The following is a 23,057-nucleotide window of genomic DNA, read 5'->3' as shown; positions in this document are numbered from 1 at the left end:
GACATTTCTCTCACACCATTAAAGGGGACCATTACAGTGGGCGAGTTCATCTACACGATGAAGAACGTGCGCAAGGCCATCGGTGACAAAGTCATTTTGGACAACGTCACCATGGCCTTTTATCCAGGCGCAAAGATCGGTGTTGTCGGCCCAAACGGTGCCGGTAAGTCCTCGATCCTGAAGATCATGGCTGGCCTTGACCAGCCTTCCAACGGCGAGGCATTCCTCGATCCAGGTGCCACCGTGGGCATCCTGCTGCAGGAGCCACCGCTGAATGAGGAAAAGACCGTCCGCGAGAACGTGGAGGAGGGTCTTGGCGAGATCTTTGAGAAGAAGAAGCGCTTTGAGGCCATCGCGGAAGAGATGGCCACCAACTACACCGACGAGCTGATGGAGGAGATGGGCAAGCTCCAGGAAGAGCTTGACCACGCCGACGCCTGGGAGGTGGATTCCAAGATCGAGCAGGCTATGGAGGCGCTGCGCTGCCCGCCTTCCGACGAGCCAGTGACCCACCTGTCCGGAGGTGAGCGCCGCCGCGTCGCCTTGGCAAAGCTGCTGCTCTCTGAGCCGGACCTGTTGCTGCTCGACGAGCCCACCAACCACCTGGACGCAGAAAGCGTGCAGTGGCTGGAGAAGCACCTGGCAGACTACAAGGGCGCCGTTTTGGCCGTGACTCACGACCGCTACTTCTTGGACCACGTTGCGCAGTGGATCTGTGAGGTGGACCGCGGCAAGCTCTACCCATATGAGGGCAACTACTCCACCTACCTGGAAACCAAGGCGCAACGCCTTGAGGTTGCGGGCAAGAAGGACCAGAAGCTGCAAAAGCGCCTGAAGGAAGAGCTCGCCTGGGTGCGTTCCGGTGCAAAGGCCCGCCAGGCAAAGAATAAGGCTCGTCTGCAGCGTTACGAGGAAATGGTTGCGGAGGCCGAGCAGTACAAGAAGCTCGACTTTGAAGAAATCCAGATCCCAACCCCACCACGCCTGGGCAACCAGGTGGTGGAGGTCAACAACCTCACCAAGGGTTTCGATGGCCGCGTGCTCATCAAGGACCTCTCCTTCACCCTGCCGCGCAACGGCATCGTGGGCGTGATCGGTCCAAACGGTGTGGGTAAGTCCACCCTGTTCAAGACCATCGTGGGCTTGGAGGAGCCGGATTCCGGTGAGGTGAACGTTGGCCAAACGGTGAAACTTTCCTACGTGGACCAGGGCCGTGAAAACATCGACCCAGAAAAGACCGTGTGGGAAGTGGTTTCTGACGGCCTGGATTACATCCACGTTGGCCAAAACGAAATGCCTTCGCGCGCATACCTCTCCGCGTTCGGCTTCAAGGGCCCAGACCAGCAGAAGCCTTCCAAGGTGCTCTCCGGTGGTGAGCGCAACCGCCTGAACCTGGCGCTCACCTTGAAACAGGGCGGCAACCTGATCCTGCTTGATGAGCCCACCAACGACCTCGACGTGGAAACCCTCGGCTCGCTGGAAAATGCGCTGCAAAACTTCCCAGGTTGTGCAGTGGTGATTTCCCACGACCGTTGGTTCCTGGACCGCACCTGTACCCACATCCTTGCCTGGGAGGGCAACGTGGCGGAAGGCCAGTGGTTCTGGTTCGAGGGCAACTTTGAGGATTATGAGAAGAACAAGGTGGAGCGCCTCGGCCCAGAGGCCGCACGCCCATCACGCGTGACGCACCGCAAGCTCACCCGCTAAACCTCAGCCCATCCGAGACTAAAGGTTAAAAGCCTATCGCCCGGGTGCTGGAACCAAATGCCAGCGCCGGGCGTTTTCCATGATGCCTCCCTGAACTCCCCGTGCTCGCGTTGGGGTGTGGGGCGCTGGGGGCGTCGTTACTGCTGAACTGAACTGCACGGCATTTGAAGTTTTGAGGATTCCATGAGTGACCACATCACTACCATCCCCCTGCGCTGGGGCGACTTTGATCGCTTTGGCCATGTGACGAACACCGCCTACCTTGAGTTGGCGCAAGAGGCGCGCACCTTGTGGGCGCGGGACCGCTTTGACACGAAGGGCCATGAGATTCCCGCCGTGTTCATCCGCAAGCTTGAGGTGGAGTACCTGCGCCCGGTGATGCCTTCGCAGAGCGAGGTTGAGGTGCGTACTCGGGTGAGTCATGTGGGCAAGACGTCGTTTAGCACCACGCAGGATATTGTTGCAGGTGGGGAGGTTGCCGCTACCGTGACCACCGTTGCCGTCGCGGTGGACTTCAAGACTGCTACCCCGCGCGCTATTACCGCCCGTGAGGCAAAAATCCTCATGCCACCGGCAGAAAAGTAGTCCTCATGGATACCCAGGGAGCACTCCACATTGGCGCAGGTGAACGCGGACTCGAGGCGATGCTGCAGCGCGCGGTCCGCCTAGATGCGCAGGCCAAGCTACGGCTCCAGCAGGCGGGCGAGGCGGTGAATGTGTATGTGACCACGCCTTTCGAGGTTCTCGCGTGCCGACGCGTCCAAGGCAGTGCCCACGACGCATCCCCGCGCCTCGCCGCCACCTGGGCGCCAGCAACGAGCTGGCCTGGGGCGCTGCCGCCCGCGCGGGGTTTCCAACTGCTGGACACCGTGCCCGTGGACGTGGCCCATGACCTGGCAGAGCAGGGGCGGGGCCTGGCCAGGCAGTTTTCGGGTCCGCTCGGCCCGCCGGCGAGCCTGCTTAATCAAAGCGTGCTCACCGTTGAAGCCAGCGAGGCCACCGCGGAGATCTCCATGCGCATGATTTTCGCCTGCACCGCCATGGGCTTCATCCCGCCTGCGTTCACCGCAGCAGAGGATATGCCGCGCACCTTGAGGGTTTCCACCGCGGGAAGCTGGGTGCGCATCGATGCGCCGTTTGGCAGCGTCTACCACGCCAAGCGGCTCAACCTGCTCACTCTTGGTTAATCATCATGGCGGCGGCGCGCTGCATGTGATCCCAAATCGCTGCGCGCTGTTCCTCAGTGAGTTCCACCTGGTCCAAGGCCTGGTTCATGAGGTCGAGCCAGCGCTGGGCCTCTTTCTCTCCAATGGCAAAGGGCATGTGGCGCATTCTCAGGCGAGGGTGTCCGCGCTGCTCACCATAGGTTTTGGGGCCACCCCAATATTGCTCTAGGAACCAGCGCAGGCGGTCCTCGGAACCCTCCCAGTCATCCTGCGGATACATTGGGCCGATCAGGTCATCTTCGCGCATCAAGGCGTAAAAGTGCGCCACGAAGGTGCGAAACGTTTCCTCGCCGCCCACTTCTTCATACAAGCTCATTGTTCTCAGTGTAGGCGAACCCTTCCGTGTGTGGACAGACGGTGGGCGGCCCAATCAGAGTGGACATGCGGACGAAAAATGGGTGGATCATCATTGTGAAAGCAGCCCACTGAAGAAGCATCAATGATACTTTTCGGGGACTATCAATGATAGGGGAAAGGTCTTTGTACTGGCCTTTATTGTTTATCATTGTGAATGTTCATGAGAAGTATCATTGATGCTTTGAAGTATCAATGATAGTGTTCGGGCATGAATGATGCAGAAGTGATGGAACTGATTCAAATCCTACGAGAGTCAGGAAATGACAACTACCGAGTTGAAGCAAAAGATGCTTCATCTGGGATCCCTAGGTCATTGGACGCCACTTTTTCTGCATTTGGCAATATGCCAGAGGGTGGATTGATTCTGTTGGGGGTAGCAGAGCAAGGCGGCACTTTTGAAGTCACGGGGGTTTCTGACCCGAAAGCGGCCTTGGATGCACTCGGAAGCAAGGCGCGCCAGAAGATTGTCCCACCACTTCAATTGGGGGCAGTGGATACACATTTGATAGATGGAAAAACGGTGATTAGCTGCGTGATCCCCCCGCAGCCAAATCAGTTCAAGCCATTTAAAGTAGGCAGTTTCGGCCCTGCATACACACGTGCAGCAGACGGCGACTACCGACTTTCGCCGCAAGAGGAACAATATCTGGTGGGTTTGGGGGGACAACCTTTCTATGACCGCATGCCTGTGGCCGGGGCGTCGGTGGAGAAGGATCTCGCTCCTGACTTAGTGGATCAGTACCTCGACGTGTACCTCAAAGGTAGTGTGCGATTGCGAAATTCGAGCCGCGATGAGCAACTCCTGCGTTCCAATGTGGTGGCAAATGATTCCGGAGAACCTACATTGGCGGCGATATACGCACTTGGTGTCCATCCACAGCAGTTTCTCCCGCACCTCTCAGTGAAGGTTCATGTAAAACCGGAGAACCCGGACGTAACGGCGCTGCGTTTGATTGACGCAGACCAGTTTTACGGGCCTGTCCCTGATTTGTTGTCTCAGTCTTTTGAGTGGGTGAATAAGCAGCTCAGGACTGCTGTTGTGTTTGAAGATGGTCAAGGTAGGGATTTGCCTGAGCTTCCCGCAGTGGCAATCCGGGAACTGATAGCGAACGCGCTTGTCCACCGAGATTTGTCCAGCGCTAGCTTTGGTACCTATGTGCAGGTGGTGAAGACTGCAACCAAGCTCATCATTTCCAGTCCAGGGGGCTTGTGGGGCATTACCCAACGTCAACTCGGTTCAACAAGCCCACGGGCGCGAAATCCTGTCCTCTATGCAATGTGCTCGGCTATCAAAACTAGTGACGACAAACGGGTGATCGAGGGTCATGCCACTGGCATCCCAGCAACACGACGCGCCCTGAGTCAGGCCTTCTTGCCGGAGCCGTACTTCAAAGATGGTGTTATCCGGTTTCAGGCGGTTCTTTCATCGGCAACAGTACTCAGTTCGGAACAGATGCGTTGGCTCGGAGGGCTTGCCGGGGCGGGAACGCTTTCTGTGGCGCAAAAACATGCCTTGGTGAGGATGAAAGCGGGGCAAGCGATGACGAACAGTTCGTACCGTGAGTTTTTCCCAATGGATTCCGTGCATGCTCGAAATGAGCTTCAAGAGCTCGTCCAGTTCGGGCTTGCAAAGACGGTAGGTTCTGGCCGCGCAATTGAATATCTGCTCAACGAAGCCGTACAAGCCGCTGATGAACTCAACAAGCTAATCTCGGAGCCTGATGGGGCCAAGGAGGCGCAGGAAGCCAAGGTGCAAGATCTTGAGCATGTCTGCAGAGAGCGCGAAGAGGATGACACCGCAGGTCTAGTACACCCAGTAAGCCCAGTAAATCGGGTGAATCCGGTGAATCCGGGCAGGTTCAAGCGTTTGACGATGGCGGAAAGGCAAGGCCAGATCCTCGTAGCGTTGAAAGCTGCGGGTGAGCCGTTATCCAAAGAGCAGCTACGCCAGGTCACCGGGTTCACCCCAGGGCAAATTACTCCTGCGATTCAAACCATGTTGAAGGAAGGCACAATTAGGTTTACGGAACCGCAGAGAAGTAGATTCCAGCGCTATGCGATCGCTTAGTGGAGCCGAATATTTCTGCAGATCAGGGATCATCATTGTGAAAGCAGCCCACTGAAAAAGTATCAATGATACTTCTCCGGGACTATTAATGATGTAGAAACAGGCCTTGTACTGGCCTTTATTGTCCGTCATTGTGAATGCTCATGAGAAGTATCATTGATACTTTGAAGTATCAATGATGAACCGTGAAGGATTGTGAGGGACTGCGTCAAGGGTACTGGGTGACGTCGGCAGCGTAGATCTATAGCAGCCGCATTACTGCCACGCCGCTGAGAATGGTGAGCACGCCGATGATTTGCCTGCGCCGGATGCGTTTGCCAAATGCCCGGTCCACGGCCAGCGAGCCGCCCATGAGGCCCGCCAGGCCCGCCATCACGGTGAGACCCGTGCCTATCACCGGCGCAAGCGCCGCATTGGTCCCCACGAACGCCGCGCCGATGAGCCCGCCAAGCCACATCCACCACGGGTTCGCGAGCTGCGGATCCACGCGATTCACTCGCGGACGCCATCGCAGCACCACGTTGATCAGCACCAAGAGTGCTGTGCCCACGCTGAAGGAAATCAGCGCAGCCACCAGCCAGGTCCCAACCGCCTTGCCGAGCTGGCCGTTGATCGCAGACTGGCTCGCCAGCAGCGCGCCAAATATCACGCCCGCGAGGCGCCATTTCCACAGCGCCTCTCCACCAGCAGAGGTGGACGCGGAAGGGGCAGGGGGCTTGCCGACGGTCACCAGCACCCCAGCCATCACCACCGCAGCGCCCAACGCGCGCAGGGGAGTGAGGTGGCTTTCCGGCGCTTGGAACCACCCGAACTGGTCGATGAACAGGCCCATGAGGATTTGGCCAGCCGTAGGCAGCACAACCGTTTCCACTGCTCCGAGCCGGGGAAACAGCAAGATGTTGCCCGTCAGTGCCACTACACCTAAGGCGCCGCCGAGCCACATCCATGCTGGCAATTGCACTGCGCTGCTCAGTGCGCCCAGGGACCCTGCGGCCAACGTTGCCAGCAGGAGCCCGAGGGTGCCCACTGCGAAGGAAATCATGGAGGCGGAAAACGGGGTGCCCGTGGACATACGCAGGCGGTTGTTGGCCACCGTTTGCCAGGGGATAAGGAACCCCGCAACCACTCCGATGAGTACCCAGGCCATACACACTCCTTAGCGTTGGTTTGCATTGCCCATGCCCATTGCCTGACCATTACCCATGCCCACGGCACGGTCCGCGGGCAACCTTGAGCTGTTTCACAGCCTAACGCGCGCGGATGGGGTGGCTGGGAAGGCTGGGGGAGGTGTGCAGTGGTGTCGCCGCCGGCCGCATGAGCAATTTTATTCAATACCCGCTATAGTGCCTAGTCCAAGTGAACAGCTTGGTCTACTATGTGTGCTAATTGTGCCCGCGGACCACGGGCCCTCAAACCGCCTACGTGCAAAGGAGCCGGCTACCACTATGAGCGCTGCAAAAGATCAAGGATTCTCCACCGCCAGCATTCACGCAGGCTACGAGCCAGATTCCCTCTATGGTTCCATCAACACCCCAATTTATGCCTCTACTACGTTCGCGCAAAATGGGTTGAATGAGCTGCGTGGCGGCTATGAATACACCCGCTGTGGCAACCCCACCATCACCGCTCTAGAAAAGACCGTGGCGGCGCTCGAGGGAGCAGAGTTTGGCCGCGCGTTCTCCTCCGGCATGGCAGCAACCGACGTGCTCCTGCGCATCTTCCTGCGCCCCGGCAGCCACTTGGTGTTCGGCCACGACGCCTACGGCGGCACGTTCCGCCTCATTGACCAGGTGTTTACTCAGTGGGGCGTGGAATACACCGTGGTGGACACCACCGATGCTCAGGCCGTGGGCCAGGCGGTGCAGGAAAACACCGCGCTGGTGTGGTTGGAAACCCCCTCCAACCCCGGCCTTTCCATCACAGACATCCAGGCCGTGGCAGACGCCGTTGCCGGCCGCGCGCCGCTGGTTGTGGACAACACCTTTGCCTCCCCATACCTGCAAAACCCCCTCAAGCTGGGTGCCGCGGCGGTGCTGCACTCCACCACGAAGTACATCGGTGGGCATTCTGACGTTGTGGGTGGTCTCGTGGTCACCAATGACGCCAAGCTGGACGAGGACCTGCTGTTCTACCAGGGCGGCACTGGTGCCATCCCATCCGTGTTTGATGCTTACCTCACCGCGCGTGGCCTGAAGACCCTCGCGGTGCGCATGGACCGCCACTGCGATAACGCTGAGGCCATTGCCAAGCACCTCAACGCCAGCGAGAAGGTTGCCACCGTGCTCTACCCAGGCCTGGAAACCCACCCAGGCCACGAGGTTGCCGCCCGCCAGATGCGCCGCTTCGGCGCCATGATCTCCGTTCGCTTCCACTCAGAGGAAGCTGCCCGCGCGTTCTGCCTGAACACCAAGGTGATTGCGCTGGCGGAGTCGCTCGGCGGGGTGGAGTCCTTGGTGGAGCACCCGGCCTCCATGACCCACCAATCAGTGACCGACTCCGTGCTTGAGGTGCCACGCGACCTCGTGCGTATCTCCGTGGGTATTGAAGACATTGAGGACTTGATCGCAGACGTCGATGCAGCCCTCGCCGCCATCAACTAGCCATCAACTAGCCATTTAGGAGCGGTCAAACGCGCGGTTGCGCAGCGCACGCTCCTGCTCGGCTTTGCCTTCTAGGATCACGCGGCGCAAGCCGCCCGGCAGGTTGTCCTGCTCTAGGAAGGCCGCGGCACGCTCCACACCTTCTTGGGAAATGTCCCAGCTCGGGTAGATGCCGCCCAAGGTCACTAGGGCAACTTCGCTGCTCAGGTTTTCCCACAGGGGCAGCGCCAACTCAAAGGCCGCGGAGTTGTGCGCCTGCAACAGCGGGCCAGCACCAGGTGCGCGCAGGCCCTCCAGTTTGTGGCGCAGTTGCAGGTTGGACAAGGTGTTGTCCAGCGCGGTGATCTCCGCAAACACCGCGTCTTTGGTTTCCTGGGTTGGCAGCGCAGCCTCAGCACGCAACGCCGCAAGACCACTGGCCGCGGTGCGGTATTCGGCGCTGAGGGCGTCGATACACTCCTTTGCATCCTCCTGCTTGCCCGCCGCGATGCGTGCGGTAAGTGCGGCCCAGCGCAGGTCCTCGTCTACTTCGAGGCCTGGCAATGGGGATTCACCGGCTGCGATCTGCGCGAACAGTTCCAGAGCCTCGGGGCTTTCAGCCAGCGGGGTGCGCGAAAGGGCCTGGACGAAGGCCAGTTGGATGTCGCCGGTGGTTTCCTTCGCACCTGCGAGCAGCAGCTCCGCCAGCGCAACGTTGTGGCCCTCCCAGCTCGGGTCCACAAAACGGCTGTTCGCAGAGGTGGCCTGGAGCAGCACGCGCTCCAGCACGGCAATCTCCGTTTCATGCTTGGCGCCGCGGGCGACCAGCGCGATGAAGTCCCGGGCGCGCATGGTGCCGGCGCGAGTCATCTCCCAGGCAGCGGACCAGCACAGGGAACGTGCCATCGGGTCCTCAATGCGGTCAATGTTGGCCAGCGCGAACTCCAAAGAAGCGGGGTCCAGCTCGAGCAGGGCATAGGTGAGGTCTTCATCGTTGACCAAAATCAGATCAGCCTCTTGGCCCGCAAACTCCGGGATCTCTGTGAGAGAGCCGGTGACGTCCAGCTCCACCCGGTTGGTGCGGCGCACCACGACGTCTGGTGCTAGGGAGTACAGGCCCACTGCCACGCGGTGGTCGCGCAATTCACCCGCGCCGGGCTGGGCACCGCGCTGCTCGATGGCAAGGCGCGTGATGCGTCGGCCATCCTTGTCCACCTTGGTGGCCAGTGTGTTTACACCTGTGGTCTTGAGCCACTGCTGTGCCCAGCCGGAGAGGTCGCGCCCGGAAGCCTCCGCGAGCGCCGCCAGGAGGTCATCAAAGGTGGCATTGCCAAACGCGTGGGTGGCAAAGTGCTTGCGTACCCCGGCAAAGAAAGCTTCGCGGCCCACGTAGGCCTGGAGTTGCTTGAGCACGGATGCGCCCTTGGCGTAGGTGATGCCGTCAAAGTTCTGCTCTACCGTTTCAATATCTGTGGCATCCGCCGTGATTGGGTGGGTAGAGGGAAGCTGATCTTGCTGGTACGCCCATGACTTCTCCACGGAAGCAAACGTCACCCAAGCCGTGTCAAACTCCGTTGCCTCGGCCTGGGAAATAGCGGCGGCCCAGGTGGCAAAGGACTCGTTGAGCCAGAGGTCGCCCCACCACTGCATGGTCACCAGGTCGCCGAACCACATGTGAGCCATCTCGTGCAGGATGGTGTCACACCTGCGCTCGTAGCGGTAGCGGGTAACCTTGGAGGAAAACACGTACTCGTCGCGGAATGTCACCGCACCAGCGTTTTCCATGGCACCCATGTTGAACTCGGGCACAAACAACTGGTCGTATTTGCCAAAGGGGTAGGCGTAGCCAAAGTTGGCGTGGTAGAAGTCAAAGCCCTGCTTGGTTTGGGTAAACAGGGTGTCTGCATCCAGGTGCTTGGCCAGGGACTGCCGGCAGTAGATCGCCATGGGGATCTCCACCTCATGCGGTTGGTCAGCCGGGGTTTCCGCATGGTGGGTGAGGGAGCCGCGGTACGTATCGGTGACCTCAAAGTAATTACCCGCGCAGAAGGCCACAAGGTAGGTGGAAAGGGGCGTATCGACGGCCCCCGTATGCAAGCTGGCCGCCTTCCCATCTGCACCGGTGGTGTCCGTGACCTCCATGGTTGCGTTAGTGATCACCTTCCATTGCTGTGGTGCGGTGATAGCAAAGGAGTAGGTGGCTTTCAGATCTGGCTGGTCAAAGCACGCGAATACGCGCTTGGCGTCCGCGGTTTCAAACTGGCTGTAGAGGTACACCTCGCCGTCAGCGGGGTCCACAAACCGGTGCAGGCCCTGGCCGGTGCGGGAGTAGGAGCAGAGCGCCTCAATACGCAGCTCGTGGTGACCCTCAGTGATGGTCAGGGGGATCCCGCTCTTCTCCAGCTCCGCAGCCTGCCCCAGCTCCAAAGGGACGCCGTCGAGCGTCGCTACGCTAATTGAGTGTGCCCGCAGGTCAATGAAGGTTTCCCCCTGACCCAACCCGTCAAACGTGATGGTAGTGGTGGAGCCGAACTCCGATTCCCCGCGCGTGAGATCAAGCTCAATGGCATAATGATGCACCTTGAGCAGGCTGGCGCGTGCCTCGGCTTCGAGCTGGGTCAAGTTAATGGAACTCATCTCACATCCGTTTCATGTTTTGGTGGGTAGTTGGGGGTACGAATACCACAACGATACACCCGAGGGTGAACACGCTCACACGTCCTCCGGCACGGCCGTGCAAAAGCACCTATGGTGGGACCCATGACTACTCACACAACTGATTCCTCCAATTCCGCGCAGGAAGTGCGCTTCTACTTTGATGTCACCTGCCCCTTCGCCTGGGTCACTTCCCGCTGGATCAAAGAGGTGGAAAAGGTACGAAACATCAAGGTCACCTGGGTGCCCATGAGCCTGTGGGTGCTCAACGAAGGTCGCGAAGAACTCCCCACCGACTACAAAGAGAAAATGAAAGCCGCCCGCCTCCCAGCGCTGGTCATGGCGCAAATCGCCACCGAGGCTCCCGAAAAGCTCGGCGACTTCTACACTGCCCTCGGCACCAAGATCCACAACGAGGGAAACAAGGATTTCCCAGCGCTTATCGACGCTACCAAGGCCGAACTCGGCATCGAAGCTGGTGGGGATCCAGATGCTTGGGAAAAGGCACTGCGCACGTTCCACCAGGGAGCAATCGACGCAGTGGGGGACGAGGTAGGCACACCCGTGGTGCAATTCGGAGACACCGCCTTCTTTGGCCCCGTAATCACCCGCATCCCACGCGGCGAGGACGCCGGCGAACTTTTTGACGCCTCCGTGCGCCTTGCACAAAACCCCTACTTCTTTGAGCTCAAGCGCACCCGCACGGAATCACCGCAGTTCGACGCCTAGTGAGGGAGCGGGCTTAGGGTTCGTGCTTGGATCTGTACTCGTGTGTGCCCTGTGGGGGTGCCTAGGGGATTCAGCTCACCCCGCATCCCCTAACCGGCATCCGCTAAGGTGTGGGGTATGCGTGTTTACCTAGGTGCGGACCATGCTGGGTTCGAAACAAAAAATGCAATTGCTGAACACCTCAAAGCTCAGGGCCACGAGGTTATTGACTGCGGTGCCCACACTTATGATGCCGAAGATGACTACCCTGCCTTCTGCATTGAAGCCGCAAGCCGTGTGGTAAACGACCCAGGCTCCTTGGGTATTGTCCTCGGCGGTTCCGGCAACGGCGAGCAGATCGCCGCGAACAAGGTCAAGGGCGCGCGCTGCGCCTTGGCGTGGTCTGAGGAAACTGCCCGCCTGGCGCGCGAGCACAACAATGCGCAGCTCATCGGTATCGGCGGCCGCATGCACACTCAAGAGGAAGCGCTGAAGATCGTGGACGCCTTCCTGGGCCAAGAGTGGAGCAAGGCAGAGCGCCACCAGCGCCGTATTGACATCCTCAGTGAATACGAGCGCACCGGCATCGCCCCTGAACTCCCTGCTGAATAGGCCCCTGGTAGCGAATTTGTTGCGGTACTACGAGAGCCGCTCCCCACAATCGAAACTGAGTAATCAGTTGCCGGAAGTGGGGAGCGGTTTTTCTGTTCAGGTGCGGGCTGAATAAGGGTTAGAAGTCAAAGCCACCAAAGTCGCCGAAGTCAAAGCCGCCGCCGTCGCCGCCAAAGTCGCCGAAGTCAAAGCCGCCTTCGCCACCGGCATCGGCGTCAACCGCACCCATGTCTCCCATGTCTCCCATGTCGCCTGAATCTGCGGCGTCGGTGCCCGCTGCCTCCAGGCCGTCTTGGTAGCCATCCCCGTAGCCTTGTTCGAAGGCCGCCGCGGAGTAGCCAACGCCGCTCATGCCACTGAACAGGGCAGAGAACAGGAACACGGAACCCGCGGTCCACATGCCGGTACGCAGTGCCTGCTGCCACCAGGGTTCGGAGTACCAGCCTGCAGGGACGGGGCGCCCCGCCACCATGCCGCCTGGGTAGTAGTTCGGGGTCTGTGAGGTGGCGTGCGGGGACGCGGAGACTTGGCGCCCTTCCACATCAATGGTGCGGGATTCGGTCACTTTGCCGGCTTGGCGCTGGCCCTCAAGAGGTGGGATTTCGGGGCCGATTGGCATGCCCATGATTTCCCGGGCTGCATTGATGTAGTGCAGGCCTTCGAGTGCCGATTCGCGGGCAAGCTGAGCCTGGCGCACGGTCTGGGCGGTGGAGATTTGCGAGGACGCTGCGTTGTAGCGCTCGGAGGCGTCGGCGATGGCTTGGGTGGAGGCGGCGTCACTACCAGCCAGGCTCAATACCTGGGAGCCTAGGCGGTCGATCCAGCGGCGGGCGTCTGCGATTGCGTCTTCGAGTTGTGCGGTTTCTTGTTTCTTGGAATTGCCGCCTGCGCGGGACACCAAGAACACCAGACCGCCAACTACGAGGGCGATCAGTAGCAAGCCTTCCATGGCGCTTCATCCTTCATCTTGATATTGGGGAGGGTGGCAAATTGTGCCATCACAGTGCCTAACGGGCCGGCGAAAGAATTAGTTCCATCGAAAAAGTGCAGTGGCCAAGAGTTGAGCTGAACAACTCTTAGCCACTGCCTATAAAGGGCTTGATGTTTGAGCGCTTGTGTCTTTAGGACTGTGGTTGGAACTGCTTATTGCTGCGCGCATCCACCCACTGCTTTACCTCCTCGGAGTCCCACAACGTTAAGCCGTGGAACTTTCCAACGGGGGAGGGAGCTCGTCCGCGGCCGGCGTAACTGGTGAACGTGCCGCGAGCGGTGCCAGAGAATGCTGCACAATCGACGGCCGTCCAGAGTTCACGCCCAGTTTCTGAGTCAATGATTTTCGGCGTCATACCTTTCATTCTAAAGGTGAGGGGGTGGTGCAGCACACTTTGCGCAAGGTGAAAAGCCAGAATCGGGGGTAGGGAAAGCCGTGATAGTGGGTGTGCAATTGATTGCTTCTAGGGGTAATTGGACCGATTTAGTAGGTGTTCAGTAAGTGTCAAGAAGCAATCATGCCAACGCCGAAGCAAATGTCCGATTTGCTTTATAGCGGTGAGATTGTCTAAACTTGGTAAGTCGTCATTAGGGCATGGGAATGTCGTATAGTGGCTAATACCTCAGCCTTCCAAGCTGAAGACGCGGGTTCGATTCCCGTCATTCCCTCTGGTCAAAGGCTCGTCTCGTGGAAACGTGGCGGGCCTTTTGCGTTGCTTGGAATTGATTTCGTCTGTTTGTGTATCAGTTGGATTTTGCACCGATTGCGTGGATATGCCACATGTCAGATCTCCCGTGAAGCCTCTTGAGCTGCAACTTTGCTATGAAAAACTTTTTCAACGGGGGTAGCGCTTCTGTGTCCAAACGTGCCGTAAAGGGTGTGTCACCATCCTGACTCCCATTCTCAACCGACTCCGACAAGAGGTGAGAGCCGGAAGCAGACGCCGGGGCGTCGGTACGCGCAGCGTTGTCCTTGAATACCCTCACTGTGCTGCGGGTTTTGAATTCTTTTGCCGTCTCCGTATAGTTATCGCTCGGAAGGTGCCAAGGCCCTGGTCCCGAAGGCCCTTCCGGCAGTGTGATTACGGTTTGTTCAGAGCGCGTTTTTCCAAAACGGCTGGCAATATGTAAACTGCTTACGAGCCCCAACGAGGGATCGGAAACGGGACGTGGCGCAGTTTGGTAGCGCACCTGCTTTGGGAGCAGGGGGTCGCAGGTTCAAATCCTGTCGTCCCGACGAATGTCCCTCCACTTTGGAAAGTTTCTTTCAGGTGGAGGGATACGTCATTTCTACGCCAATTATTGATTAGACCAGGAGAAATACTCGTGAAGAGTTCTGTCGAGAAGCTGAACGATACCCGCGTGAAGCTCATCATCACCGTGCCTTTCGATGAGCTGCAGGGTGACATCAACAATGCGTACGCGGCCATCGCCCAGCAAGTCTCCATCCCAGGATTCCGCCGAGGCAAGGCTCCACGCCAGCTTATCGACGCCCGCTTCGGCCGCGGCGCCGTACTGGATCAGGTCATCAATGACATCCTCCCTTCGCGCTACCAGGCAGCCGTTGAGGAGAACAAGCTCGCCGTGATCGGCCAGCCGCAGATCGACGTCACCAAGTTGGAAGACAACGAGCTTGTTGAATTCACCGCTGAGGTAGACGTTCGCCCAGAGATCACCATCCCAGACTTCTCCAAGATCGCAGTTGAGGTGCCCGAGCTCAAGGCTGACGACGAGGCCGTAGACGCAGAGATCGACCGCCTCCGCGAGCGCTTCTCCGAACTGAAGGACACCAAGCGCAAGCTCAAGACTGGCGACTTCGCCATCATCAACCTCTCCGCTGCAATCGACGGCAAGGAGATCGAGGAGTCCAAGGCCGAGGGCCTTTCCTACCAGGTTGGTGCCGGTGACCTCATCGACGGCCTGGACACCGCCCTTCGCGGTCTGAAGACCGGCGAGTCCGCAGACTTCGAGGCTGAGCTGCAGTTCGGCGAGCACGCCGGCGAGAAGGCAACCGTCACCGTGACCGTTGAGCAGACCAAGGAGCGCAAGCTTCCTGAGCTCGATGACGACTTTGTGCAGGAAGCCTCCGAGTTTGACACCGTTGAGGAGCTGCGCGAATCCGTGACCGAGCAGGTCAAGGAGCAGGCAAAGGCTGACCAAGCTGCCGCCATCCGCGACGAGGTCCTCAAGGCTGCCCTCGAGCAGGCCGAGTTCCCACTCCCAGAAGGCCTGGTGGACGAGCAAGCTCACGCACAGCTCCACCAGATCTACGGCGAGCTGGCTCACAACGACGACCAGATCGACACCCTCCTCGCAGCCCAGGGCACCAACCGTGCTGATTTTGAGGCAGAGAACCGCGAGAACGCCGAGAAGGCCATCCGCAACCAGCTCTTCCTCGACGCTCTGGCCGAGCAGGAGGAGCCCGAGGTTTCCCAGCAGGAGCTCACTGACCACATCCTGTTCACCGCCCAGTCTTACGGCATGGACCCCAACACCTTCATCGCGCAGGTGTCCCAGTCCGGTCAGATCGCTCAGCTCTTCGCCGACGTCCGCCGCGGCAAGGCCCTGGCCATCGCCATCACCCGCACCTCCGTGAAGGACGAGGCCGGCAACAAGGTTGATCCAGCCGAGTACTTCGGTGAGGAAGAAGTGGAAGAGGGTACTGATTCCGCTGAGACCACTTCTGAGGCAACTTCTGAGACCAAGGAGTCTTAAACCTCAGATCTCCGCAAAGGAGCCCTTCGGGGCTCCTTTTTGCTTTTCGCGCTGGTTATGGTGCCCATGCTGCTCATGCTGCGGGGCGCTTGTGTGGGCGAGATTGTTGGGCGTGGCTTTGGGCCAACCGGGTGAACGTCGGCAGCGCGAACGCTGAGAGCGAACAGGGCGGTAGCCGGGAAGCTCTAGGCGGTAATCTGGGTTGCATTGATGGCAGGCGGGCAACCATGCTGTTGAGGAGTTTCGGCACCAGGCCAGGACCCCAACCCCAGCGATTGCCCGCAGTGCCATAGAAATCAACGGCAAATATTTAGGAGCACCATGACTGACAAGATCTTGATGCAGGCTGGCTCAGGTATGAACCTGAGCGACTCCGTGTATGAGCGCCTGTTGCGCGAACGCATTATTTTCCTGGGGACCCAGGTTGATGATGAGATCGCGAATAAGCTCTGCGCGCAGATCCTGCTGCTTTCCGCCGAGGATCCAACGCGTGACATTTCGCTTTACATCAACTCCCCAGGCGGCTCCGTGACTGCCGGCATGGCTATTTATGACACCATGCGTTACTCCCCATGTGACATCGCAACCTATGGCATGGGTTTGGCGGCGTCGATGGGCCAGTTCCTGCTCTCCGGCGGCACCAAAGGCAAACGCTATGCTCTGCCGCACGCTCGCATTATGATGCACCAGCCTTCCGCAGGCGTTGGCGGTACTGCGGCAGACATCGCCATTCAGGCTGAGCAGTTTGCGCAGACTAAGCGCGAGATGGCTGAGCTGATCGCTGAGCACACCGGTCAGACCTTCGAGCAGATCACCAAGGACTCCGACCGTGACCGCTGGTTCACCGCCCAGCAGGCCAAGGAGTATGGCATCGTTGACCACGTTATCGAGTCCGCTCGCGGCCCGCTGTCCAACTAAGCACACTGCCTAACCAGGAGGAACTCCCACAATGCAAATGCCATCCGCACGCTATGTGCTGCCATCCTTCATTGAGCAGTCTGCATACGGCACCAAAGAAACCAACCCTTACGCCAAGCTCTTCGAGGAGCGCATCATCTTCCTGGGCACCCAGGTGGATGACACCTCGGCAAACGACATCATGGCGCAGTTGCTCGTACTCGAGGGCCTCGACCCAGACCGCGACATCACCATGTACATCAATTCCCCAGGTGGCTCCTTCACCTCGCTCATGGCAATCTATGACACCATGCAGTACGTGCGTCCCGACGTGCGCACCGTCTGCCTCGGCCAGGCTGCTTCCGCCGCTGCGGTGCTGCTTGCCGCAGGTGCACCGGGCAAGCGCGCGGCCCTGCCAAATGCGCGCGTCCTGATCCACCAGCCTGCCACCCAGGGCACTCAAGGCCAGGTGTCTGACCTGGAGATTCAGGCGGCCGAAATCCAGCGTATGCGTACCTTGATGGAGCAAACGCTTTCCCGCCACACCGGCCGCAGCGCCGAGCAGATCGCCATTGACACCGACCGTGACAAGATCCTCACCGCCGAAGAGGCAGTGGAGTACGGCATCATTGACCAGGTGTTTGATTACCGCAAGCTCAACGGCTAACACTTCGGATGAGCTGGAGGCGCCTCGCACAGTGAGTTGTGCGAGGCGCCTTTGCGGGTTCCGGGCCAGTGGTGGGCGGGTGTGCAAGCGTTGGTCGATAGCTCAAAGTCGATAGGCCGTGGCGTTGGTCGATAGGGCGGCGGGTTTTGGGGAAAATCGGGTCCTATCGACTTTTAGCTATCTACCAACGCGCCCCTGACCCCAATTCCAACCCTTCACCTTCGCCAAATGTACGGGGTTGTAGTGGTGATCCGCACCAAACCTGACTGTTGAAGGATCGGGCGGGAAAGTTCGGCGCAGTCGGCATACAACAAGGCATGGCTCGACGGTTTACTCGGCATGGGAACACTTTAGACCACAGCCACTAAGGTGACTTGTGTGATCCTCGTTGTTGATAACCATGATTCTTTTACCTTTAACCTGGTGGAGCTTCTGCGGGGGCTGGGCGAGCAGCCACATGTGATTGCCAACAACGATCCTCTCCCAGACCTCAGCCGTTACACCGCCGCGATCCTCTCACCGGGGCCCGGCCGCCCGGAGCACCCCGAAGATATCGGCATCAGCACCGCCGTCCTCGCCTCCGGGATTCCCGTGCTGGGCGTCTGCCTGGGCTTTCAAGCGATCGCGCATTTCCATGGTGGCACGGTGGAGCTCGCCCCAACCCCGGTGCATGGCTTTGTGGATACCATCACGCACACGGGTTCGCCGCTGTTCGCCGGCATCCCGCAGAGTTACGAGGTGGTTCGCTACCACTCGCTCGTCGTGGGCCGCACAGACATGGAAGTGCTAGCCACCAACGGCGAAGGCATCATCATGGCTGGGGTGATCGGCAATCATTGGGGCGTGCAATTCCACCCCGAGTCGATCTGTTCCACATTCGGCGAGCAGCTCATTGCCAATTTCCTCGCGCTCGCCACCCCCACCTGGCACCGCGAGCGCCGCAACACCCACGCGGACCCGCTGAGTGTGTTCCGGGCGGCGTCGGAAGGCAAAGAAAACGCAGTGCTCCTGGAGTTCGGGGGAGAGGCGATCATCGCAGTTTCCGACGCCCCCAGCGTCACCTTGGACGCAGTGCAGGTGCGGGCGGCGAGGTCCGAGGCGGAGAGAGGAGTGGGGCCTGGTTGGTTTGGCTGTAAGGAATATGAGGGGAGCGAGCGCTTCTTCTATGCCGCAGAAGTGATCGTGATCCGTGAGAGTGAGGTGGAGCTGATCGCCACGCAGGCAGGGCCCTGGTTTACACAGGCCTGGGCAATGATCGATCACGTAGCGGGCACCAAGTTGGCGTTGGGGCATCTGCGCTTTGGCGCGCTGGAGATGCGGGACACGCATGAGCGCTACCTGGAGATGATCGAGCAATGCCAGGAGCTAATCCGCCAAGGGGAAACCTACGAGGTGTGCTTGACTACGCAACTATCCTGCACCGTTGAGGGCGACCCGCTGGCGGTGTACGCGAAACTGCGAAACGTCACCCCGGCACCGATGCGCAGCTTCCTCCGCCTGGGTGATTTCGCGGTGGCGAGCGTTTCACCCGAGCGTTACCTCAGTATTCGTTGTGGCGCTGGTGGTGGCGTTACTGGCCGAGTGATTTCCAGCGAGCCCATCAAGGGGACCCGGCCGCGCGGGAATACACCGGGAGAAGACGCGCGCCTCGCCGAAGATCTGGGCAGCAACCCCAAGGATCGGGCGGAGAACCTGATGGTGGTGGACTTGGTGCGCCATGACCTCGCGCAGGTGGGCCGCAACGTGCGCGTGCCCGAACTCTTCGCGGTACGCACCTTCCCAGGGGTGCACCAGCTGGTAAGCACCATCGAGGCAGACCTGGTGGCGCCCATCCAGCAGTCGGTGCGCGTGCCGTTTCCCGGTGGGTCCATGACCGGCGCGCCGAAACAGCGCACCATGGAGATCATCAACGAATTGGAATCCGGCCCGAGGGGTGTGTATTCGGGATGCATTGGCTGGGTGAGTGAGTTGGGAGAGGCAGACCTCGCCATGGCCATTCGCACCGCCGTCATTCACAATGGGCGCCTGAGCTACGGAGTGGGTGGGGCGATCATCGCGCTCTCGGAGCCAGCCAAGGAATACCAAGAGCTGCACACCAAGGCCCGCCCGCTGCTCGAACTCGTGGGCCAACCCTTCCCCGGAGTGGAGGTAGTGGAATCCTTCATTGTGCGAGAAGGGGCGGTGCAGGGCTGGGACCTGCACATTCAACGACTGCGACGCGGATGCGCCCTCATGGGCATTCCCATCGGTGAGGAAGCTGAGCAGGCGCTGCGCACGCTGCGGTTTCCCGAAGGCACCTGGTGGCCGCGGCTATCCATGAGCGCTGGCGGATTGCAGGTGACGCTGCGGGAAGTGCCACAATTGCGCGAGGAAACTGTGTTGGGAGCAGTGGAGTGCGAGATCGCACACCCCGAGGTGAAGGGGCCGGAGTTTGCATTGCTCACCAGGTTGCGTCGGAAAGGCGAGCAAGTGTTACTGCGGCGGCGCGCCGGGCTGGAGAGTCGAGGGGTGGAGCTGATCGCCGCGGAGACAACCTCCGGAAGCCTAGTTGCCTTTGACTCCCAGGGGATGGTGGTCATGGATGCGCCGCGGTTGGCGTCGGTGACCGAGGCCCTGGTGCGGGAGATCGCGCAGGCGATGGAAATCCCCGTGCGTGCGGAGGCGCTGACCCTTGGACAGTTGCAGCAAAAGGAGGTGTGGGTGCTGAATGCGGTGCATGGAATCACCCCTGCGCGCTGGGCCGACGGCACCCCGAATCCTGTGAATGCGCAGCGGCTTGCGCAGTTTCGGCGGCGCCTCGAACACTCCGGTTGGCAAGCCGTGTAAAGTACGTATGATTGCTTTGGGGTGATCACGAATAACACCGGGAACAAATCGTGCCTTGACGCGTTGCAGCGATGGAGCGCGTTGGGGAATGGGTATCCGGTGTGGCACAGCTTCGCCGTCCAGAACGCAACCGCGGCCCCAATAAGCCCAAGAAATGGCAGCACACCACACGCCAACAGTGGCAGAAAGATAGGCATAGCACACATGCAGGAAACCGCTGATCTGCTCAAATGCTCATTTTGTGGCAAGAGCCAGAAGCAGGTGAAAAAGCTCATCGCCGGTGGCGGCGTGTACATCTGCGACGAATGCATTGAGCTGTGCAACGAGATCATCGAGGAAGAGTTCTCCAAGGCGGAGCAAGAGACCAAAGATACCGGCACGAAGCTCCCCAAACCTTCAGAGATTTCGGCGTTCCTGGACACCTATGTGATTGGCCAAGAGGCGGCGAAGCGCACTCTCGCCGTTGCGGTGTACAACCACTACAAGCGCGTGCGCACTGAGGAGGCCCGCGCGGCGTCCGGCCGAAAGCCCAAAGAGGATGAGGCGGAGCTGCAGAAGTCCAACATTTTGCTGCTCGGCCCAACCGGCTCCGGCAAAACTTACCTCGCGCAAACTCTTGCGCGCCTGCTGGACGTGCCTTTCGCCATTGCTGACGCAACCAGCCTCACCGAAGCGGGCTATGTGGGTGAGGACGTGGAAAACATCCTGCTCAAACTGCTGCAGGCCGCAGATTTTGACGTTGCTCGTGCGCAGCGCGGCATCATCTACGTTGATGAGGTAGACAAGATCTCCCGCAAGTCTGACAACCCCTCTATCACTCGCGACGTTTCCGGCGAAGGCGTGCAGCAAGCCCTACTGAAAATCCTTGAGGGAACCGTGGCTTCTATCCCGCCGCAAGGTGGACGCAAGCACCCCAACCAGGAGTTCATCCAGCTGGATACCTCCAACATCCTGTTCATCGTGGCCGGCGCTTTCGCTGGCCTGGAGAAGGTGATCGAGGAGCGCCGCGGCAAGAAAGGCCTCGGCTTCGGTGCTGAGCTCACCACCAAGCAGGAGCGCGACGAGGTAGACATCTTCAAGGAAGTCCGCCCCGAGGACCTGGTGAAATTCGGCCTGATCCCAGAGTTCATCGGCCGCCTACCGATCGTTGCCACCGTTAGCAACCTGGACCAGGCATCGCTGGTGAAGGTGCTTACCGAACCGAAGAACTCCCTGGTGCGCCAGTACCAGCGCCTGTTTGAAATGGATGGCGTGGAGCTGGTCATCGAGCAAGATGCCCTCGAGGTAATCGCTGACCAAGCTCTTGAGCGTGGCACCGGCGCCCGTGGTCTTCGCGCCATCGTGGAGGAGCTGCTCCTGCCGGTGATGTATGACATCCCGGACCGTGAGGACGTCGCCCAGGTTGTGATCAATGCGGCCGTAGCCCGCGGCGAGGCCGAGCCGCAGCTCGTGGAGTTTGAAGAAAAGAGCGCGTAACCACGCCCCAAGGCTCCCGTAATTCACCAGGTGAAGGATGGGGCGCGGTGGGAGGGGCTGAAAAAGAGATCCTCCGGGCTTTCGCCCGGAGGATGACGTTTATTCAAATGGGTCCGCGCCGATTTCGTAGAAGCCGTCGCCGTCGTGAGATAGCGAATCCTCGGTGACGTCGCGGGTGACCAGATAGCTTACGCTTTCTGTGGACTTCAGGTTGCTGGTGAGAAACGCCAGGACGGTGTCCACCACCAGGCGCTTCATGCCCTCGGTGTTTTCCTCATCCATGTAGTCCATGCCGTAGAGGTGCATGGTGGTGTAGCGGGCGTTGATGCGGAAGTGCGCTAGGGAAGCGATCAGGGTGAAAATGTCTTGGGCGGCAATACCTGGGCGGAAGGCGCCTGAGTCCTGACCAACCATGAGCAGCTTGTCGAGCTGGAGGAACGTGGGGGACTGGTCGAGGAGCGAGTTGGCGTCGCTCATCGTGCCGTGGTGGTAGATGTTTTCGATAGCCAGCAGGCGGGCTGCCTGTGGATGATCTACGTAGCAACCGAACACTGCTTCCACAACCTTGCGGATGCCTTCCACTGGCACGTTGGAGTCAATTTGCATCTCCAATGCGGTGGGGCGCAGAAGCTGGATAGCACGGATGATGCACTGGTTATATAGGCCGCGCTTGTCCCCAAAGTGGTAGTGAATCATGCGCTTAGACATCCCAGATTCCCGCGCGATCTCCTCCAGACGCGTCTTTGCAAACCCCAAGGTGGCAAACGACTGCAGCGCGGTTTCCAACACTGCTTCCCGGGTTGCCTCAGAGGGTGCGTCATCCATGCCGGTCTGGGCACTGCCCTTGGCTCCAAACGCAGCAGAGGAATTCTCCTGCCCCTCAAAGTCAGCGGGGAACACGGATCCAGTCCCGGATTCGGACTCGGGGTTTGAGTTTGGGTCTACCCGTTGTTCTGAAAAGCGCACGGATCAATCAATCCTTTTCAATCAAGAGCTTTCTATCTTTGGTTGTTGCGGTGTGCTTGCCGGAGCTGAGGTAGGAACCTTAAGGGCTGCGTTGAGCGAAAAGCGTGAACTGCGAAACCCTTGTGACCTACCGTGTGAAGTTTTGATGGGAACATTCCCGGATTTGCTGCACGCTCGGTGGAGCGCGCAGTACCTTGATGGCCTTGACTTTGGAAAAAGAGGCGCAGGAACCACAACGCCAACCATAGACGAATTTTTGCCTTGCACCTACAAAGGGCATCTATCCGTGCCCCACTGGCGCCTTTTGGGGGTGAAGCGGCATGGAATTTCAGTAAAAAAGTCACAACACTTTTGGAAAAGTTTGTTTTGTGTCCGAATGAGAGGGGATTCACATGTGATTTTTCTCCTTATCGTTTCTACCTGCAAAAATGCATACTTGTGCGGCAAAGAAACGTGAGGCACGATACCCTAGGGGCAACGCTTTGACGCGGCTCACTCAGCAACATGGCGTGCGCTTTGTGCGGGCGTTTGCGTGAAAAACACCACACGCACACTTCCCCCAAAAGTGCATAAAAATTCGCGCAGTGAATACCTACACGGTGGCTCCC

General features: G+C 59.4%; 18 protein-coding genes and 2 tRNA genes. 14 read left to right on the top strand and 6 right to left on the bottom strand.

The genetic code is table 11. From position 1 onward, the window contains the following. Positions 1 to 36 precede the first annotated feature (36 nt). From ettA to NQ050_RS06810, 3 genes are all read left to right on the top strand, one after another. Positions 37 to 1,707, top strand: a complete 1,671-nt coding sequence (gene ettA / locus NQ050_RS06820; protein WP_257038560.1) for an energy-dependent translational throttle protein EttA — start codon at positions 37 to 39, stop codon at positions 1,705 to 1,707. A 183-nt stretch (positions 1,708 to 1,890) separates the two neighbouring features. Further along, positions 1,891 to 2,292 (top strand): acyl-CoA thioesterase, encoded by a 402-nt coding sequence (locus NQ050_RS06815; RefSeq protein ID WP_257038559.1) that lies wholly within the window; start codon positions 1,891 to 1,893, stop codon positions 2,290 to 2,292. 5 nt (positions 2,293 to 2,297) lie between these two features. Beyond that, positions 2,298 to 2,894: a hypothetical protein gene (locus NQ050_RS06810; RefSeq protein ID WP_257038558.1), complete on the top strand. Its 597-nt coding sequence runs from the start codon at positions 2,298 to 2,300 to the stop codon at positions 2,892 to 2,894. Here NQ050_RS06810 and NQ050_RS06805 read toward each other — a convergent pair. After that, positions 2,881 to 3,249 (bottom strand): globin, encoded by a 369-nt coding sequence (locus NQ050_RS06805; RefSeq protein WP_257038557.1) that lies wholly within the window; start codon positions 3,247 to 3,249, stop codon positions 2,881 to 2,883. The genes NQ050_RS06810 and NQ050_RS06805 overlap by 14 nt on opposite strands. A 249-nt stretch (positions 3,250 to 3,498) precedes the next feature. Here NQ050_RS06805 and NQ050_RS06800 point away from each other — a divergent pair, with 249 nt between their 5' ends. After that, positions 3,499 to 5,358 (top strand): ATP-binding protein, encoded by a 1,860-nt coding sequence (locus NQ050_RS06800; protein ID WP_257038556.1) that lies wholly within the window; start codon positions 3,499 to 3,501, stop codon positions 5,356 to 5,358. A 241-nt stretch (positions 5,359 to 5,599) separates the two neighbouring features. On the opposite strand, the gene NQ050_RS06795 is transcribed toward NQ050_RS06800, so the two are convergent. After that, positions 5,600 to 6,505: a DMT family transporter gene (locus NQ050_RS06795; protein WP_257038555.1), complete on the bottom strand. Its 906-nt coding sequence runs from the start codon at positions 6,503 to 6,505 to the stop codon at positions 5,600 to 5,602. 298 nt (positions 6,506 to 6,803) lie between these two features. Between NQ050_RS06795 and NQ050_RS06790 the strand changes: the two genes are divergently transcribed. Then, a complete protein-coding gene (locus NQ050_RS06790) occupies positions 6,804 to 7,958 on the top strand; it encodes a cystathionine gamma-synthase (protein ID WP_257038554.1) in 1,155 nt (384 codons plus the stop codon). A 15-nt stretch (positions 7,959 to 7,973) separates the two neighbouring features. Here NQ050_RS06790 and pepN read toward each other — a convergent pair whose 3' ends face one another. Then, on the bottom strand, positions 7,974 to 10,574 hold the full coding sequence (gene pepN, locus NQ050_RS06785; RefSeq protein WP_257038553.1) for an aminopeptidase N: 2,601 nt from the start codon (positions 10,572 to 10,574) through the stop codon (positions 7,974 to 7,976). A 123-nt stretch (positions 10,575 to 10,697) separates the two neighbouring features. On the opposite strand from pepN, the gene NQ050_RS06780 reads away from it, so the two are divergent. Continuing rightward, positions 10,698 to 11,321 (top strand): DsbA family protein, encoded by a 624-nt coding sequence (locus NQ050_RS06780; RefSeq protein WP_257038552.1) that lies wholly within the window; start codon positions 10,698 to 10,700, stop codon positions 11,319 to 11,321. Between the two features lie 117 nt (positions 11,322 to 11,438). Next, positions 11,439 to 11,912, top strand: a complete 474-nt coding sequence (locus NQ050_RS06775) for a ribose-5-phosphate isomerase (protein WP_257038551.1) — start codon at positions 11,439 to 11,441, stop codon at positions 11,910 to 11,912. A 118-nt stretch (positions 11,913 to 12,030) separates the two neighbouring features. On the opposite strand, the gene NQ050_RS06770 is transcribed toward NQ050_RS06775, so the two are convergent. Both NQ050_RS06770 and NQ050_RS06765 read right to left on the bottom strand, forming a co-directional pair. Beyond that, positions 12,031 to 12,861 carry a DUF1542 domain-containing protein gene (locus NQ050_RS06770; RefSeq protein WP_257038550.1) on the bottom strand — a complete coding sequence of 277 codons (831 nt, stop codon included), beginning with the start codon at positions 12,859 to 12,861 and terminating at the stop codon, positions 12,031 to 12,033. A 172-nt stretch (positions 12,862 to 13,033) separates the two neighbouring features. Beyond that, positions 13,034 to 13,258: a hypothetical protein gene (locus NQ050_RS06765; protein ID WP_257038549.1), complete on the bottom strand. Its 225-nt coding sequence runs from the start codon at positions 13,256 to 13,258 to the stop codon at positions 13,034 to 13,036. A gap of 241 nt (positions 13,259 to 13,499) precedes the next feature. On the opposite strand from NQ050_RS06765, the gene NQ050_RS06760 reads away from it, so the two are divergent. From NQ050_RS06760 to clpX, 7 genes are all read left to right on the top strand, one after another. After that, positions 13,500 to 13,571, top strand: a tRNA-Gly gene (locus NQ050_RS06760). A gap of 494 nt (positions 13,572 to 14,065) precedes the next feature. Beyond that, positions 14,066 to 14,139, top strand: a tRNA-Pro gene (locus NQ050_RS06755). 89 nt (positions 14,140 to 14,228) lie between these two features. Further along, on the top strand, positions 14,229 to 15,617 hold the full coding sequence (gene tig / locus NQ050_RS06750; protein ID WP_257038548.1) for a trigger factor: 1,389 nt from the start codon (positions 14,229 to 14,231) through the stop codon (positions 15,615 to 15,617). Positions 15,618 to 15,938: 321 nt separating this feature from the next. Further along, a complete protein-coding gene (locus NQ050_RS06745; RefSeq protein WP_257038547.1) occupies positions 15,939 to 16,535 on the top strand; it encodes an ATP-dependent Clp protease proteolytic subunit in 597 nt (198 codons plus the stop codon). A gap of 31 nt (positions 16,536 to 16,566) precedes the next feature. Next, positions 16,567 to 17,181, top strand: a complete 615-nt coding sequence (locus NQ050_RS06740) for an ATP-dependent Clp protease proteolytic subunit (RefSeq protein WP_257038546.1) — start codon at positions 16,567 to 16,569, stop codon at positions 17,179 to 17,181. Between the two features lie 378 nt (positions 17,182 to 17,559). Beyond that, on the top strand, positions 17,560 to 20,007 hold the full coding sequence (locus NQ050_RS11245) for an aminodeoxychorismate/anthranilate synthase (protein WP_257038545.1): 2,448 nt from the start codon (positions 17,560 to 17,562) through the stop codon (positions 20,005 to 20,007). 195 nt (positions 20,008 to 20,202) lie between these two features. After that, complete coding sequence (clpX, locus tag NQ050_RS06730) at positions 20,203 to 21,483, top strand: ATP-dependent Clp protease ATP-binding subunit ClpX (protein WP_257038576.1); 1,281 nt, start codon at positions 20,203 to 20,205, stop codon at positions 21,481 to 21,483. A gap of 99 nt (positions 21,484 to 21,582) precedes the next feature. Here the strand turns inward: clpX and NQ050_RS06725 are convergent, their stop codons facing one another. Then, positions 21,583 to 22,308, bottom strand: coding sequence for a TetR family transcriptional regulator (locus NQ050_RS06725; protein WP_257038575.1), 726 nt, complete (start codon positions 22,306 to 22,308; stop codon positions 21,583 to 21,585). Positions 22,309 to 23,057: the final 749 nt, after the last annotated feature.

The sequence above is a fragment of the Corynebacterium sp. 122RC1 genome, assembly GCF_024580955.1.
Lineage (GTDB): Bacteria > Actinomycetota > Actinomycetes > Mycobacteriales > Mycobacteriaceae > Corynebacterium > Corynebacterium kozikiae.
This window is presented reverse-complemented; position numbering and strand designations above follow the sequence as displayed.